This window comes from Rhizobium sophoriradicis (assembly GCF_025200795.1).
Taxonomy (GTDB): domain Bacteria; phylum Pseudomonadota; class Alphaproteobacteria; order Rhizobiales; family Rhizobiaceae; genus Rhizobium; species Rhizobium sophoriradicis.
The window spans coordinates 1-16276 of record NZ_CP104156.1 but is presented as its reverse complement, the minus strand read 5'-3'; the positions used below and the strand labels follow the sequence as shown (position 1 = coordinate 16276).

Annotated in this window: 7 protein-coding genes and 3 pseudogenes; 4 read left to right on the top strand and 6 right to left on the bottom strand. The window is 58.2% G+C overall.

Annotated features, from left to right (window positions below; all coding sequences use genetic code 11):
- Positions 1 to 63: 63 nt before the first annotated feature.
- Positions 64 to 3861 carry a hypothetical protein gene (locus N2597_RS30850; RefSeq protein ID WP_012489394.1) on the bottom strand — a complete coding sequence of 1266 codons (3798 nt, stop codon included), beginning with the start codon at positions 3859 to 3861 and terminating at the stop codon, positions 64 to 66.
- Between the two features lie 423 nt (positions 3862 to 4284).
- Here N2597_RS30850 and N2597_RS30845 point away from each other — a divergent pair.
- Both N2597_RS30845 and N2597_RS30840 read left to right on the top strand, forming a co-directional pair.
- Positions 4285 to 6642 (top strand): annotated as a pseudogene (locus N2597_RS30845) (hypothetical protein).
- Between the two features lie 701 nt (positions 6643 to 7343).
- On the top strand, positions 7344 to 8261 hold the full coding sequence (locus N2597_RS30840) for a recombinase family protein (RefSeq protein ID WP_008534020.1): 918 nt from the start codon (positions 7344 to 7346) through the stop codon (positions 8259 to 8261).
- 1046 nt (positions 8262 to 9307) lie between these two features.
- On the opposite strand, the gene N2597_RS30835 is transcribed toward N2597_RS30840, so the two are convergent.
- A complete protein-coding gene (locus tag N2597_RS30835) occupies positions 9308 to 10276 on the bottom strand; it encodes an IS481-like element ISRel2 family transposase (protein WP_004673777.1) in 969 nt (322 codons plus the stop codon).
- 84 nt (positions 10277 to 10360) lie between these two features.
- Positions 10361 to 10995, bottom strand: a pseudogene (locus N2597_RS30830) (integrase core domain-containing protein); the annotation flags it as partial.
- 105 nt (positions 10996 to 11100) lie between these two features.
- Here N2597_RS30830 and N2597_RS30825 point away from each other — a divergent pair.
- On the top strand, positions 11101 to 12060 hold the full coding sequence (locus tag N2597_RS30825; RefSeq protein ID WP_041684010.1) for an IS4 family transposase: 960 nt from the start codon (positions 11101 to 11103) through the stop codon (positions 12058 to 12060).
- Positions 12014 to 12225: pseudogene (locus tag N2597_RS30820) on the top strand (IS3 family transposase); the annotation flags it as partial. The gene N2597_RS30825 and the pseudogene N2597_RS30820, both read left to right, overlap by 47 nt.
- A gap of 450 nt (positions 12226 to 12675) precedes the next feature.
- Here the strand turns inward: N2597_RS30820 and repC are convergent.
- From repC to repA, 3 genes are all read right to left on the bottom strand, one after another.
- Positions 12676 to 13884, bottom strand: a complete 1209-nt coding sequence (gene repC / locus N2597_RS30815) for a plasmid replication protein RepC (RefSeq protein ID WP_011053503.1) — start codon at positions 13882 to 13884, stop codon at positions 12676 to 12678.
- Positions 13885 to 14039: 155 nt separating this feature from the next.
- Positions 14040 to 15065 (bottom strand): plasmid partitioning protein RepB, encoded by a 1026-nt coding sequence (gene repB, locus N2597_RS30810; RefSeq protein WP_004672729.1) that lies wholly within the window; start codon positions 15063 to 15065, stop codon positions 14040 to 14042.
- Positions 15062 to 16276 carry a plasmid partitioning protein RepA gene (gene repA / locus N2597_RS30805; protein WP_011053501.1) on the bottom strand — a complete coding sequence of 405 codons (1215 nt, stop codon included), beginning with the start codon at positions 16274 to 16276 and terminating at the stop codon, positions 15062 to 15064. The genes repB and repA overlap by 4 nt, the downstream gene beginning before the upstream one ends.

Genomic DNA, 16276 nt, shown 5'->3' with positions numbered 1-16276 from the left:
ACATTCAGGTCTTCCTTAACAGATCGTCTTACTGGATGTCCTGAGACGATCGACTTCCCGCAGTCAACTCCAGGCGCAGCCGTCGATCGTGACAAGGGGATTGCCATAAAGCGTCATTGCCAGTGAGCGCTTGAGACTGTAGCTGGACACGCGGGCAACCTCTTGGTTCGCCACATGACATGAATCGATCAACGGTGATCCGCTGTTCCAAGCTGGAAGAAAGGCTTTCAGCCAAGGGCGAACAGCAAGAAATTCCAATGGCCAAGATGGTGCAACGACCGCGCTTAGTCCATGTCCTAGCAGGCGCCGCGCCAGACCCACGGCGCCGCCGCTTTCCGGATGAAAATCGTGGCGCCCGCCGGAACAAACAAATAGAATCGCCACGCGGCTATTATGAAGAAGGTCCACCAGCTGTTTAATGTCGGCTGGTTGATGACGATCATCGCTCACCGATCGGAAATACTGGTTTTCATGCGAGAGCCCTCCATGCGCTCCAAGGATCGCAAGATCTGCTCTGGAAAAACTACTCGGGGGTTTGGGTTCCGTGAACAGAGGCACGCTGGCGTCGGTAAGAACATCCACGATGTCATCTCGCAACAGCGAAAGGGTTTCGGTGTCGGAGAGGTCCGAGGCGACAGGTATCCAGGCAGCGGCACTACCATCTCCTTGACGATCCGCGTCGATCGAAGCACGCAACCATCCAAGCGACGGTGCGGTCGCGACTGCGCTGTTCAAACCGACGAGATCACCTTCTAGGCTCATGACGTTCGGCGGCAAAAGAGTGAGTTCGCCAGCGATGAAAAGCGCTCGTTTCGGCAGCTCGACCAAGCCGAGAGACGCCGTTGATTCGCGAAACGCATCATCACCAAGCTCTCGATAGCCATAGGGGAAGATCTCCCGCCACTGTTTAAAGGCCATTGTCTCGAACACTCTGGTCGGTACAGCATCCAGTCTGCATTCGCCCTCCCCACCAAGCCTCCCATACATCAGACCTGCCTCGTCCCTTGCCAGGCACACGATCGGCAAACATTGGGCGAGATCGGATGCGACCGTAAGAGGATCGCCACTGGAATGAAGCAATCGAGTGGGCTGTACCAGCTCACCATTCCTTCCCCACACCTGCAGACCTTGATCGCTCAAGGCTTCCGCAGCGAAAACGAAGCCTTCCAGGTCCTGGCTATCTATGGAAGACCGGGCAAGCTTCTTCGCGATTGCTCTGACCAAGCGCAGGTCATAACTGGTATCGTCGGCATATTGGGAAGCAGTAACGCCGCCCGCCACGGCAACGACATCTTCCAGTGTCGGATTATCACTAATCGCCAGGGCTATGGGTTTGTGGGGTATGGGGAGTTTTTCGACAAGTTTGTCGAAAACCAACTGCGTTTCTGAATGCCCGGGTAACCCAATTGCTCGCGCCTCGTTCATAAGCTGTCGCAAGAAGACGGTAACAGGGAGCAGCTCGTCATTGGCATTGAGGGCCTCTCGAGCATTTTTGGTTGCATCGGCCAATAAAGTCTCTAAGCCCTCGGCCGGAGCTGCATTTTTCCGGCGCATCTGATCCTTCGCCTGAAGCTCGAACGTGTCGAGGCGGTGACCGAAGACATCTTCCAATCCCATCGCCGCCAACGCTTCGCGGCAGCGAGGTATGAGGTCGATAGCTCGATCGGCCAGACCCAGATCACGGAGTAATCTGAACAGAAGATTGAGCTCGTACCAAATTTCGTCCCAAGTGACGCTGTCACTTGCTTCCATGCCGGCGGCAAGCGCCAGTAGGGATTCTCTCGTCATGCCCAGACGCGCATAAATATCGGCGAAGGAGAAGAGGGCCTGCCGACGACGCGGTGGGCTATCGCCAGCAAGTGCAAGCGCCTGTTCAGCCAGATCGCGAGCCGCCTGCGATTGGCCGCAGACTGCCAGCTTGATCGCCACTCCCCGCAAAACCGTCAAATCCTCATCGCTTGCGGTGGCTAGCGGTGCAACAGCAGCCGCAACGATTACCAGATTGTGCAGCACCTGCGTATCGACGCTCTCCCGCCGTCCAGGTTCGAAAAAATTGATGAATTCAAGGATTGCCGCGAGGACTTGATCCGGATCAGCTCCAAGTTCCTTTCTGGACACGGTGTGCTTCGCGATGACGATCACTCCCTCCCCTTTTGCTGCCAGCGCATCTAAGACTCTGCGCGAGACCGCTGGCAAAGATTCAATATCTTTCAATCCGGACCGCGGTTGGACCGTGGTTCGCTCGCGGACCGTGACCGGCCGGCCGGCTCGCTCAAGAACTGAGCGCAAAAGGATCGCAGGCCCCAACGTTGCGAGGTGTGATGCATCAAGAAGGTCGACAATGGATGTGCGGACGCGTCCGTCAGTCGGATGAGACGCGAGATATCGAAGCGAAACATCCACCAGTTGGGGAATAGTTCCTTTAACGGTATCAAGTTCGCCGGCCAGGATCGTCTGCTCAATTAGATTTGATGCAAGCGTCAGCCAGGTGGCCTCTGTCGAGAAGTCCGTGTCGAGCAGCAACGCGATCGCGTCCAGACGCCTATCGGTGCGCTCCAGTGACCTGATGACCTGCAGACGGATAGCATTGCTGTAGTCGGGGAACTGGTTGATCAGATTTTCGATCAGCGCCTCCGGCTGCTTCAGCGCACCGCACTCGATTCGGCCATTGAGTGCCCGATAGAATTGGGCTCGATCACGGTCTTTTGGGGTCGGCAGCCCTTCAAATATTTCGGAGGCCTGCTCATACTTTCCCTCTGTTACGGCGTCAAATCCGCGCTGTCGGCGAAGAACAACGGACTCCGGATGCAGATTGGTGAGAACAATCATCACCCGTTCGACCAAAGGTCGCCGCTCGATCCTCCGCGCAACGCTCAAAGCAGTTTCGAGATGAGATTGGGATTGCAGATCAGGCAGACTTTGATCCAGCAGCCAGACAGATAAATCGTCACGATCGGCTTCGGCAGCAATTTCAGCGAGACGAAGCAGGACGGTTGCCGGAAGTGATGCCGTATCTGGTAGGTCTTCCTGAAGGAGTTGTTGAACGCGCGGTCTTAGACCTGCTCGCGAGAAAATGTCGATCTCAAGTGCCCATCTCTGGTCTTTAGACAGCCGGACCTCGTTTTCTATGAGGGACAGCGCAGCGCCGGCGCGATCGCGGTCAACGAGATCGATCAGGTGTTCAACGAAAGCCACGACCTCTTCTGCGCCCATTGCGACGGACACACGGAGCTCAAGTAGCCCAACATCTCCTGCATCGCGGAGCCGATCGATATTAGGCTGCCTGGCTGGCAGACCTGTTCTCGTGACCAAGAGGATATAGCTGCCGTGGGCGCGAGCCACTCTCTCAGCTGCCAGCATCAAATGGGCCAGATGAGGCGCCCACCGGTCCTCGTCGAGTACGGTCTCGAGCGGAACTGAGACACCGGCAAATCGATATTCGTTCGCATCAGCGATGATGACGACGTCATACTCGCGTGCAACCGAAATGACAGAGATCAGGTTTTCGCCGCTGAAGCTGGAGGTTTCAATAGACTTGAGATTTTCGAACCTGGAATCGGCAATACTGGTCGCTCTTTCATCGCGGGCCATGGTGTAATGGGCACGGCGGATACCCGCACGCACTTGGGACCCGACAGTGTCACGATCCCGCTCGCCAAGCGGCGGAAGAATCAGATAGATATCTCGGACTCTGCGCTTGCCGTCCAGCATGCTCAAGTAGCCAGCAATCTCGCCGAGACCATCAGGTTCGCCAAGCGAGCTAAGCGCGAAGACGTCAGCGTTGCCCCACTCTAAATTTCCGAAAATCGAAGCCAAGAGTTGATTTTCAGACAAGTCAATTTTTTCTAGATTCTCTGACATCAGACGCACTTTCTTATACCACGCGGCCGCACAGTGCTGCGGATCTAGGATTCAATGCAACAATCAACAACGCAGAAAATGAACCGACGGAAGGCGAAATCAATCGCGATATTTTTCGGAGGCTACATCACGCCCCACGCCCGAAACCTCCCCTCTCCGTCACCTCCCTCAATCCCAGGTTCCCACAATCCGCCGCGCGCATGCGACGTCACCTCAAGCGTCTGTGCCATGACGAGCTCAACCAACTCCGCAGCATCTAGGACGTTCCGGCGCCCCTGCATCTTCCGCGCCGCCATGGTGCGTGCCAGCGCTATCCGGCCGCGCTCATTGAGAATGGGCCGCCGGTGGATACATTGTTTTTTAAAGGACAGCTTTTATTTCCGCTCGCCCTCGGCATTGGGCCGATAGCTATGGAATGCGAGCATGCCAAAACAAGATGTTTCCTCACGTCATTTTCAACGAAAGATCTCAGATTTCTGCGAGCTGCGCATTGCGCCGATCGCATCGAAACGGGTCCTGGAAAATATCCGACCATACCTCATCAGCCTGATTATCTACCGCAAATCACCGCCTTTGCTGAACGGCCGCATCGACTGGACGAAAATCGGTGAAACCTGCGGGGTCGAAGACGAGATGACAGCGGAGCTGAAACACCACCTACGTCCAGGCCTCGACGCCATCCTTCGATGGCTCCGCATGCCGCCGGCGGCGGAAGACGTTCGACCGTCAAAGTCGAAAACCAAATCGCCCAAACCCGTTCGTCGCGCGCCAGCACCAGTGGCATCCGCGACCCGCAAGCCCCAACGGATGGGCAGCGACAACACTCCGGCCCAATCCGCCTCTGCGCCGCGAGGTCCGCAGCCGAAACCGGTCCAGGAGTTTCCCGAACCGCTGTTCGAAGCGGCGGACGATCCCCAGAGCTTTCAGGACGCGCTCATCTACCAGATGCGCCGCTTCGGCGACAGTTACTGGCAACTCTATCGCGCGATCATTCGTCTCGGCGAGAGCTTCGACCACAAGACCTTGTTGTCTTGGATCCAGGGTGAACGCGCGCCGAGGTCCATTGCCAGCTTCGATATCCTCGCCCGCATCGAGCGGCGCTATCGACTGACGCCGGGATATTTCAAGGCCAAGCTTCCGCATCAGGCGCGTTCGCTCAACGGTCATGACCTTGGCGATATCAGTCCTGCCGAGCGGCGGCGACTGGCCTGGCATCTGCCGGACGATTTTGGCAGCCTGCCGTTTTCCGAGCGCGAGGAGATCCTCGACTGGGTGCGACGGGTCATCATCTCCGGCTCCACCGATTATCGCCGATACCAGGCGGCGGCCAGCAAGCAACGCTATGCCATCCGCTTTCCCGGCATCACCTATGGCGGTGGATCGCTGTCTCCGCGATCGGCAGCTCTGACCATCGGCGACAATCGCAGCGCGGAGGAATCCTTCGAGGACCCGGACCTTCTTTCCGGCGTGGTCGATGCTCCACCGCGCCTAGCGATGGAGATGGCGGACCTGATCCGCTTCAAGACCTCGACGCTGACGGCGATCGGCTTCCCGCGCAATGGCGTGTGGGGCGAGGAAACGGCATCGCAAAAGATCGAGCATCTCGGGCTGATGTTCGGGGCGCTCGCCGCCTCACCCGCCGGCATCGTCAAAGGCCGCGGCGTCCCGCTCAGCCAATTGACCTTCGGCTTGCTGATTTTCCCGGGTGTCTGGGACTGGTATCTGCAATGGCGCGAGCAGCGGCGCGGCTTCTAGACCAAGTGGGAAGAAGACATGCTGATGGTCGCACAAGCCCTCACCCGTGCCGAGGTCGGCTGGATCCGGCAGCATCCGGAGCTTCTGAGGAATGTCAGATCCATCGAAGGCCTGATCGCCCCAGAGGAGATCGAATTCGCTTCGCGTGACTGGCATGGCGCCTGCGATGCGTTTCATCGGCATGCTGCCAATCGCTCCAAGGAAGTTCAGCGGGTCATGCGCGTTCATCGCGATCCTTTCGAGCCGATCATGGTGATCCTGGAGGCAGACAGTCCGCTGGCGGAATATCGCAAGATCACCGACGAGATCCTGAAGCGCATGCCGGACGAGGACCACTATCCGCGGCCGGCGGCGGAAGCCGTCCGCTCCTTCCTGATGCTTCGGCTTGGGTTGCATCTAGGGCTGCGGCAGAAGAACCTCCGCCAGCTTCGCGTCTGCCCGCGCGGTCATTTTCCAACGGCGGAACGCCGGTTGGAAGACATGAAATGCGGGGAGCTGCGCTGGAGCGATCGCGAGCGTGGCTGGGAAGTGCTCATCCCGTCCGTCGCCTTCAAGAATTCCGGCTCGTCCTTCTTCGGCCAGAAACCTTTCCGCTTGATCCTGCCCGACCTGCTCGACCTTTACAAATACCTGGACGCGTACATCGAACGGCACCGCGGTGTGTTGCTCGCCGGTGCAAAGGACCCCGGCACCCTGTTCGTGAAGACGGTGAAGACGACCAGTACCGAAGCCGCATACGACTCCGCGACATTCTACTAAGCTTGGCGAACCGTCATCCAACGATATGGAATCTACAATCCCTATACCGGTCGCGGCGCCATCAAGGGCCTGCTGCCGCACGGTCCGCACAATGTCCGGGATATTCTGGCGACGCATATCCTCAAGCAGACAGGCTCCTACGAGCAGGCGAGTTATGCGATCCAGGATACCCCCGATGTGGTGCAGCAGCACTATGGGCGGTTCCTGCCGCAGGACAAGGCGGCGCTCGCCGCAAAAATCCTGAACCAGGTCTGGGAAGCGGCTTAGGCCGGAACGGGCGATCGGCCGGGCTCTGCTTACAGACGGGCTCGCGCGGTACGACCGAGCTTGCCGCCGAGGCGCAGGCAGGTTCGGCCTGCCCTCAATTGTCTACGGTCTCATTTTCCGCGTCCGTTACTGCCAACTTGATGGAGCACGTGATGTTTCCATCCCGTTAACCATATGAATTAGCGCTGTTCTTTTCTGTTTTAGAAGCGAAAATGCCTTTAGCTTCCGTTGCCCCTGACGGTGGTTTGCGCGAGGCATCACTTCCGATAAGTACTGCTTATCGGAAGCGATTGCTATAACGCCGCAAATCAGCGATGTCGGTCGTCCTGGATCGGCGGATTCGCCCGGAAATCCGGGCATTTAGGGCAATTTCGCCCGGGATGACCGGACTCTCAATCGCAAAATTCGACGGCCGCCGTCGGCACACATGGCCGGTCCTCATTTCCGGAATTGAGCGCCGGCGCCCTTCAGCAGGCTTCTCCGCCCGCAGCCATCACCAAAGCCGCTGTTTTTCCAGCATTTCCGCCCTGGAAGCCCGCTGACGCGCATTTGCCACCGCGGACGCTCCGTTGCTCGTCCGCGGTAGCATTTTGAGTCTGACGGGCCGCTATTCAATGGCTAATACACGCTTGCAACTGTTCGATTTCTAACGCATGCCTTATCTGTACAAACTACTTCGAGACAGGGCCGTTACAAGCGCGATGGCAAAGCCACAAACATTTGACAACCAACAATCTCCCAAGCGGCTGATCGGTTATGCCCGGGTGTCGACGGATGAACAGGTCCACGATGCCCAGTTGGACGAGCTGCGTGCAGCCGGCTGCGATCGGATCCATCAGGAGCATGGTTCCGGAGCATCGCGGGCTCGACCGGTGCTGACGCGATTACTCGCTGAACTTAGCGCCGGCGACGTCCTCATTGTCGTGCGCCTCGATCGACTGGCCCGATCCGTCAGTCATCTCTTGTCGGTGATCGAGGACCTCGAGGCCCGCGGCGTGCATTTCCGGTCGATCCGCGATCCAATCGATACGTCGACCCCGCAGGGCATGTTTTCCCTTCAGGTCCTCGGCGCCGTCGCGCAGCTCGAGCGGGCGCTAATCGCTGAGCGTACCAAAGCCGGCATTAAGGCGGCGAAGGCACGCGGCAAGCTTCCTGGAAATCCCGGTCTGCGAGAACGACGGCCGGAGGCGATCAAGGCAATCTCGCAGGCACGGGAGAAGCTCTATCTCGATGAACTCATTGCATCGGCGCAGACGTGGCTGCCGATGGTGCGTCAACTCCGGCCGCAGCACAGTTGGGACAATGTCGTGCGGGTTCTCAATCGCCGTGGCCACGACTGGACCGTCGAACGCCTTCGTCGCGCTGTTCATCGCATGGTACGCGAAAAGCTCGCGGAGAAGGAACTCCTTGCTCGATCCCCTCGCCGGGCTCCCGAAGACTATCTGATGAAGCTGGTGGCGGCAATTGCCATTGCCGATCCCAACCTGTCGCTGCGCGACATTGCCGCGCAACTGGACCAGATGGGAGAACGGCCTGTGCGCAGCGGCAAGAACTGGCAACCGTCCTCGGTGCGGGTCCTGCTGGACGAAGCCCACCGATTTGGCCTCATTCGCCGTTGAGGGCATGGTTCATCCGACGCCCGATGGCAGAGAGTCTTTTCTTGTCGCTATTCGACTGCATAGCCGTCAGGTCCGGCCTTTGGGGATCTGTAGCGCCAGGACCGCTAGTCGCTATCGCTCCGCGGTTTCAGCTCAGCGCCTACATCCTCGCCGCGGAGCCGGCTTCCTCCGCCTGCTCGCCCCCTCCCCCGGAACGTGCTGAAGGCTTCAGCCGCGGTGATTATGATCCGCAGAGGCGCGCGGGCCATGACCCTCGGCGGCGCGGGTAAAAGCAGAGGACAGCCGCTCCCCTCGCTACCAAAAAGCCGTCTCGGCTGCACGACGAATTCGGGCGCGAGCCGGAACTCAGTCAGACAGTATTTGTTTCTTTTACAATCCGTCCGCGTTTCGGCGTTCTTTCAAGGATGCTCGACAATTTGATTGAGCCATTTGTCCGCGCCGCCAGCTATATTTCCTACAAGAATGATTACGGCCGAAGATCTGCAAACATTCGTTTTACGACCAGCAAATTTCGACTGTCCTCGAAGCCTGGGAGGTCTTCGTCCTGAAGCATCCTGCGGAGACCGCCGTTAAGATTACAAAGCAATGTCTCCTTTCAGTCGTGACAAACACCGCGATTGTTCGTTCGAACACGAAGCCGCTCAATCGGCTCCGTGCATCAACTGACCTTACTACACCAGCCGCATAGAAGGGCTGTCGGCCATTCTACCCGGGCAACCATGACCAATGCCCTTAGAACGTCATGTACGATCAAAAATGACCGCCAAGACCCCGCGACCCATGGCGGCGACAGGACGGTACCTATCTCTACACAACCGATCTTGTGAGAGGTGGCGCGAGGAGCGGGTCATGCGCCGTCCATAGTAGCGCCCGAAAATGTCGTTTCTTTTCAGAGTGTTGTAGCTGTGGTCAGCTGACCACCGGAAAAGCAGCTGTTGGCAGTGCGTCCCACCCCAAAAGACTTGCTGGCCCACGACAGCAGAGTCTGGCGAAAAACCTCGATCAGTGGACCCGCTGACCTAGCACTCAATCCTCTCCGGCAGCGACTAGATGTGGAGCCTCAACAGGTTGTCCTGGGTAAGAGCGAGCCTAGTGATTGGTGGTTTTGAGTTTAGACTTCCGTGAGGCCTGTGCCAATTGTAGCGATGAAGCCATCGTGGCAGTTCGGCGGCGCGCATGTCCGAGTTGGGATAGGCGACGGCGTAGGCCCACTCTCTGAGGGCGGTCTGGATGAAGCGTTCGGCCTTTCCGTTGGTTTTAGGCGTATATGGTCTGGTGCGAACGTGCTTGAGGCCGTTGTCGCGACAAGCTTGGCCGAATGGCTTTGATGTGTAGCAGGGACCATTGTCGGTCATGACGCGCTCGACCGCGATCCCGAGGCTGGCATAATAGGCCAATGCCGCCTTCAAGAAGGCCACGGCGCTTTCTTTCGTCTCGTCCGGCAATATCTGTGAGAAAGCGATGCGAGAGGCATCGTCGATGGCCACATGAACGCATTCCCAACCGGCGCCCCAACTCTTGCCTCTGCGCGAACTCTGGCGAGTGCGATCGCCGGTGATGCGGTGGCCGACCTCATGAAACCGGCCGAGCTTCTTGATGTCGATATGAATCATCTCGCCGGGAGCCTGGCGTTCATAACGACGCACAGGCTCGGCCGGCTCGATATCCTTGAGGCGGGAGTGGCCTGCGCGCTTGAGAACCCGGCTCACCGTCGCTGCAGATACACCGGTTTCGATCGCGATGTGCTTGCCAGTCAGGCGCTGGCGGCGAAGCGTGATGATGCGCTCCGCCAGCGCCTGACTGGTCTGCCGGGGCATGGCATGAGGTCGGGAGGAACGATCGAGCATCGCCTCTCGACCACCGGCCTTGAAACGCTCGACCCAACGGGCGACGATCTTGGCCGCGACGCCATAGGCCTGTGCTGCCTGAGCCTGGGTCAGATGCCCTTCGATAACAGCAAGCGCCATTTGTTCCCGGCGCAACGGCGTCAGTCGGGCATTCTTATGAATGTTCATTCGCGGCGATCCTTCCGACTCGAGGTGTGATAGCTCCAGTCTCCTAAATCCGCTTTGAATGGACAACCTCCCGAAAGCTCACAACTAGAGCCTGCGCGCTCCGAGTACGCCAAGTGGCGGAAACGCGAAGCTTTCATCTCGCGCAGCGTTGGAGCCGGTTGCGGCAATGGTATCTGCATCACGTGCCCGGGTCTGGTCCGAGCGATGAGTGCGGCCGGAAGTGGTTGTAATCGTCGGCCCAGCAATGGCGCTTCGGGCATAATCGCAGCCGAGGAACAGGCTTTGGTTGACCATCTCGTCCCGCATCCGGCCGTTGAAGCTCTCGACATTAGCGTTTTGCATCGGCTTCCCGGCGTGATGCCGTGCGACTCGACACTATGATCCTTCGACCTGGCAAGGATGGCATTCGAGGTGAATTCCGTGCCGTTGTCGGAGACGATCATCCCCGGTTTGCCGCGCCGTTCGATGAGGACCGACAGTTCGCGAGCGACGCGACGACGCAAGATCGAGGTGCACGGGATCGCCGCCAGGCATTCGCGGGTCACGTCTTCGACGAAGTTGAGCACGCGAAACCGCCTTCCGCAAGCGAACTGGTCGTGAACGAGATTCAGCGAGCTTCGGGCATTGGCCTTCGCTTCGACCAGGATCGGGCCACGCGTGCCGACAGTGCCGCCCCGGCTTTTCTGCTTGCGAACGGAAAGTCCTTCTTCGCGATAGAGCCCGTAGATGCGGTCGACCCCAACGGCGCTCCCCCCCCCGCCGAAGCCGCCGGTCGCCGGTCGCCGGTCGCCGGTCGCGAGGTCGCGCAATAGGGCGACTTCTTTATGATGTGGGCGCGCCTGCCCGACCAACGCTTCGATCTTTTGTCGCGCGTCATGCATGACCATGCACTCATCGGCGGCTCTAAACTGCGTGATGTCGTAGAGACAGTTCGGTTCTGCGACACCCAAACGATCGAGCTCCGCGAGCGCGCCGACCGTCCGGCGCGGCAGGCAACGTTGTGCCTGCGCTTCGGCCAGGCGACGATCAGGCGACCGCAAAACCTGCGCGAAGAAGGGCTGCCCGACGGGGTTAGGCTCAGTTGGGTCGAGGTCGTCGAACCGGACGCACCCGACGGTGTCGAGCCCTTGCATTGGCTGCTCTTGACCACCCATGCGCTCTCCAGTGCGACTGACGCCTGGCAGATCGTCGCTTGGTACAAGCAGCGCTGGATGATCGAGCAGTTCTTCCGGGTGATGAAGACGCAGGGCTTCAAGATCGAAGACAGCCAATTGCAGTTAGCGCCGCGGCTGGAAAAGCTCGTCGCCATCGCCGCCAAGGCCGCGGCAATCGTCCTCCAACTCGTGCAGGACCGCAGTGGCGGCGATCCTCACCCGGCAAGCCTGGCAGTCAGTCCCCACGAGATCAACACGCTCGCCGCCCTCGAAAGCCGCTTCAAGGGCAAGACCAAGCTGCAATCCAATCCCCATCCCAAAGCTTCGCTCGCCTGGGCCGCTTGGATCATCGCCAAACTCGGCGGCTGGAACGGCTATGCCTCCTCCAAGCCGCCTGGACCCATCACCTTCTTCAACGGACTCAAATACTGTGCCGATGGCTGGGCCTTGCGAGATAGGTATATGCCTCAGTCGTTCGGTGGAGAAATGTTCCACTGGATCATTTGCTTTTGGTCACGAACAAAATCCAGCGACCAGCGGGCAGAGCCTTCGCGTTGGCCAGGATCGGTGCGCGCGTGCCTGCAAGTTCGCTTACGGAAGGGGGTTTCGCGTGCTCAACATCGTCGATGACGCGACGCGAGAATGCCTCGCGGCGATCCCCGGACACCTCGATCTCCGGTCGTCGCCTCGCTCGAAACTCGCAATGATCTCTCCGACAACGGCACCAAACTCACCTCGAATGCCATTCTTGCCTGGTCAAAAGACCATAGGGTCGAGTGGCTCATTGCGTCACCTCGCCCAAGATAGCGGTTGATGAATTCTCCCAGTGTTGTGGAAGTGCCGCCGCGAATCAGCCCCGTAGATTCCGGCGCTGCGGATGGCAGCAGGTAGTTGTTCCTATTGCGTCCTATCCATGCGGCGCCATCGCCCACTCGCGATTAGCCGGCACAGCCGGCCGCCTTGCGATTTGCCGCGCCGGTGCCAATGAATTGATGAAAGGCGGCTGCCATTTCGTGCGAAGACTTCGCTCCTGGTCTTGTTCGTGCGCGACCTTGGGCGCGTTCGTATTGAGATCACGGTCTACTGTTCCCCTAAGAGGCGTCATTTGGCTCGGGAGCCAGACGGTAACCGGCACAATGCCTGCGACAAGCCGCCTTTGAAAGTTGGTGTTTTCCAAGAGGTTAGCTTGGTGGTCAGCTGACCACAACCGAAATCCTCAACGGCAGGAATAACGATCAGCCGCACTTACCCAGCCCTCAAACCGCCTTGCCCATTGGCCTTCAACAACGCCATTATCATCGGGCCAAGCGAGAATTCACCGCGCTCACTTCGGCGCGTTAGATCCCGCAGATAGCCTCCAGGAGAGTTGATGAAGTTAGCCCTTTCCAGGATGCACGCAATTGCCACCGCAGCATTCTCCGGTCCTAGCGCCTCGCAGGCATCCTGGTAGGCGGAAGGGCTTACCCCCAGCATAGATCGAACCACCACAGCGGCAGACATCAGATCTCGCCAGCTTCCCACGCCGCGCGGTGCATAGTCGCTGATCATCGGGCACGCCTTGAGCACCAATCCCAAGGGGAACGCCCTTTGCGATTCATTCTTCGGCTGAAGGCTCAAGCTCGCCTTTGCCCCCTGCTCCTTTTCGGAGCGTGGTTCAGATTCATTTACGGATTCGGGTTTTGAATTCTGTATGTGCTGCTCGATATGAGCAGCATTGGTGCTAATTTTTTCAGCATTCTCGAGGTTTTCCAAACGATTAAGCACTTCCTCACGGAGCATCTCCATTTCATTGAGAACGCTAGTGACCCCTTCAAGGGTCGGAACGCGCGGAATTCTGCTCGCGAGCGCAATGTAGATGTCCTCGGTCGTCTTCCAATCGCCGTCGGCGCCCTCGACCATTGCAGCAGTAATAAGTTTGCGAACATCCCGCCGGCAAATTGTAAGGCTCTCTTTGGCTTTCCTGAGCGAGGCTCTCTCGGCCGCCACTCTTTGCGCCAACATCGCCAACTCTTCCGATCGCGCCAGGAGGGGCGACAGGTCGAAGCCAAAAGCATTCTCGATCTGGCCATCGTCGCCCTTGCGGGCGAAGCGCTTGCCATTGGCGCTATCCTTACGGACGATCAACCCCGACTCCACCAGAATGGCAATATGCCGCCGCAACGTTGCGCCCGCCATTGCATGCGCCCGAAGCGCCAGTTGGGCATTCGAGGGGAAGACAATCAATTGTGCATCCTGACGCAACTCATTGTCAGGATAAAAACTCAAAAGTGCGTCAAGAACAGCCAGACTGTTCGACTGGATCTTGAGCAGTTCCATCGCGGCGGAAGCGTCTCTCAACACTTTCCACTTATCGGCAGCTTTTCCATGCTTGATTTCCATTGCCGCCTGGCGCCGCACGAGCGCAAGCGTCATTGGCCGCCGCCCGAACGGCGTCGCTACATTCCCCGACTGCATTGTCTCTCACCTTTCAGCAGGCAAAGGAAATTCGCTCACCAAAACGGCGCCAAAGACTCTTGACGAGGATTCGAGGAAATGCGATTCTGTTCTTGCTACAGAGACAGAAGGGCTTCCACGACGGCGACGTTGAGGGAGCTCTTTTCTTTTGCGGGTTACACTCCCTGTTTCCGTTGATGCTTTGCGCGATGCTCCTGGTAAAGCGCCGGCAAATGCTCGAGTACGAAAGCCGCGAAATCCGGCGTGGCTTTCCTGTCAATGGTAATTTCTAGCTTGCTCTTGCTCTGCGTGACCTGCGCAAGCCTGTCGCCATCGGGGGTCGACAGGACGTCTGGCAACCCGCGCGCAGTCCGACGCGGTTTCAGATGGTCGATCACTGCCTTGAACCGTTCCGACGACGGCAGCGCCTGCACCTCCTCCGAGGCAGCATATTTCGCAGCGCCTGCCGGAGGCGATGCTTTCTCAACCAGCTCTGCCAATTGCTGCCAACTTGGGCGTCCAACGCCTGGAGCGGCGCCGATGGCATCGATCAATTCAGAGGGGAGGGCGTCAACAAGCAGGAGCATCTTCGACAAGTTGCTTTTATCGATTGACATAGCCGCGATGACGATTTCTCGTGGAAACTGCTTGTTTAGCTTGTGTGCGAAACGTGCCTTTTCGATGAAGGTGAGGTCTTCGCGCTCATTGTTTTCCTGACCCTGTGCGACAACCAACTGCTCGTCCGTCAAGTCTCGAACAACCGCCTTGACCGGCAGTCCTAGCTCCGAAACGGCGCGCAGCCGGCGGTGTCCAAAGGCAACTTGGTAGTGCGCGGGTTTAACGGGATGAGGTCTCACAAGGATTGGGACCTGCTGTCCTTGCTCGCGGATGGATGCAAGAAGTCCTTCGATATCACCTTGCATGCGATCCTGAACGAAGGACGGCTCGATTGACGACGCGTTCAGTTCAACCACGGCCTGACCTTCGGCGAGACGCCGCTCGATCTCCTCGGCACGACCAAGACGATCATTTTGCTCGCGCAACGCGTTACCGATGTTTGCAGTCAGCTTCGTCGCTGGATCTCGTTCTTTTCTGGTCACGCCGAGAAGCGGCATGGAGCGAGTCTTTGCCGCTCTGTGTTCAGCAGCTGATGAGCTGTCGGGCGCGTCCGTGGTGACGTCAAGGAGGTGCTTCCGACTCATGTGGTTCTACCCCATGCTTTTTTGATTAGAGTTTCGATCTCGTCGTTGACGGCGTTCATCGCCTCTAAGGCCCGATCATAGGTCGAGCGCGTGAACTGTCCGCGCTCAACCTCAAAGAGGGTTTGATTCGTCAGGCCAGCGTCCGAAACGGCGGTCGTCTTGAGCATCGGAAAATTGAGGACATTTTCGCCGAAGATCGAACGCAGATAGCCCACCATCTGGTTCTGCGGGCCATCGCTCGGTTCAAAACGAGTGACGAGGTAGCGCATCCAATTGAACTTGAACTGGGCGCCTGCGTTCTCGATTTCCCGAAGGAGATTCGAGGTCATCGCCAGAAACTGGTTCATCGACATTACATCCAACATCTGGGGATGGACGGTGACGAGGATCGAGGTTGCGGCGGTCAGAGCTGAAAGCGTGAGATAGCCAAGTTGGGGAGGGCAATCGATAACGACGACATCGTAGTTGTCCGCGATGTCTTCGATGACCTGACTGATCCGACCGTAAAAAAGCGTGTCACCTTCCTTCCGGTTCATAAGCGCGCGCGGGGTATCGTGCTCAAACTCCATCAGTTCAAGATTGCCAGGAATTAGATGAAGATCCGGGATGTACGTTCCTCGGACAACCTGCTCGATTGGGACCTGCTCGTCATCATACCGGATGGCGCCATAGAGTGTTTCGTTCGGACCAACGTCAGTTTCTGGCTGACTGCCGAAGAGTGCGGAAAGGCTTGCTTGGGGATCAAGATCAATCGCGAGAATCCGGTAGCCACGCATTGCCAGGTACTGTGCCAGATGCGCGGCTGTCGTCGTCTTGCCCGAGCCGCCTTTGAAATTCATCACCGAGACGACTTGAAGCTGCTCCCCCGTGCGACGATGGGGCAGGTAGCGCCGGTTCCCGCGGCCAATCAGGTCCAGGTGCTTACGGATTGAATGAATATCTTCGATCGTGAACGTGCGTCGACCGCCAGGGCTCATACTAACGTGCAGTTCAGGCATTTCCGAAGCAGTTTGTCTAAGATAAGACTCACCGATGCCAAGCAATTTTGAGGCTTCTGACGGTGCAAAGGATCGAATGCCCTTTTCGGACGTCGGCGGGAAGACCTTGAGATGATGTGCTTGAAGTTGGCTGGAGAGAGCGTCAGCATGACGCTCCATCAATGCGGTCAACCCTTCGACGACCGGCGCTGTGTTTGCTGCGGTTTTCGCCAT

Excerpts from the sequence above, each read along its gene's own strand:
- N2597_RS30850 (WP_012489394.1), bottom strand. The coding sequence starts at position 3,861 with ATGTCAGAGAATCTAGAAAAAATTGACTTGTCTGAAAATCAACTCTTG.
- N2597_RS30840 (WP_008534020.1), top strand. The coding sequence starts at position 7,344 with ATGGCAAAGCCACAAACATTTGACAACCAACAATCTCCCAAGCGGCTG.
- N2597_RS30835 (WP_004673777.1), bottom strand. The coding sequence starts at position 10,276 with ATGAACATTCATAAGAATGCCCGACTGACGCCGTTGCGCCGGGAACAA.
- N2597_RS30825 (WP_041684010.1), top strand. The coding sequence starts at position 11,101 with ATGATGTGGGCGCGCCTGCCCGACCAACGCTTCGATCTTTTGTCGCGC.
- repC (WP_011053503.1), bottom strand. The coding sequence starts at position 13,884 with ATGCAGTCGGGGAATGTAGCGACGCCGTTCGGGCGGCGGCCAATGACG.
- repB (WP_004672729.1), bottom strand. The coding sequence starts at position 15,065 with ATGAGTCGGAAGCACCTCCTTGACGTCACCACGGACGCGCCCGACAGC.
- repA (WP_011053501.1), bottom strand. The coding sequence starts at position 16,276 with ATGGCGAAAACCGCAGCAAACACAGCGCCGGTCGTCGAAGGGTTGACC.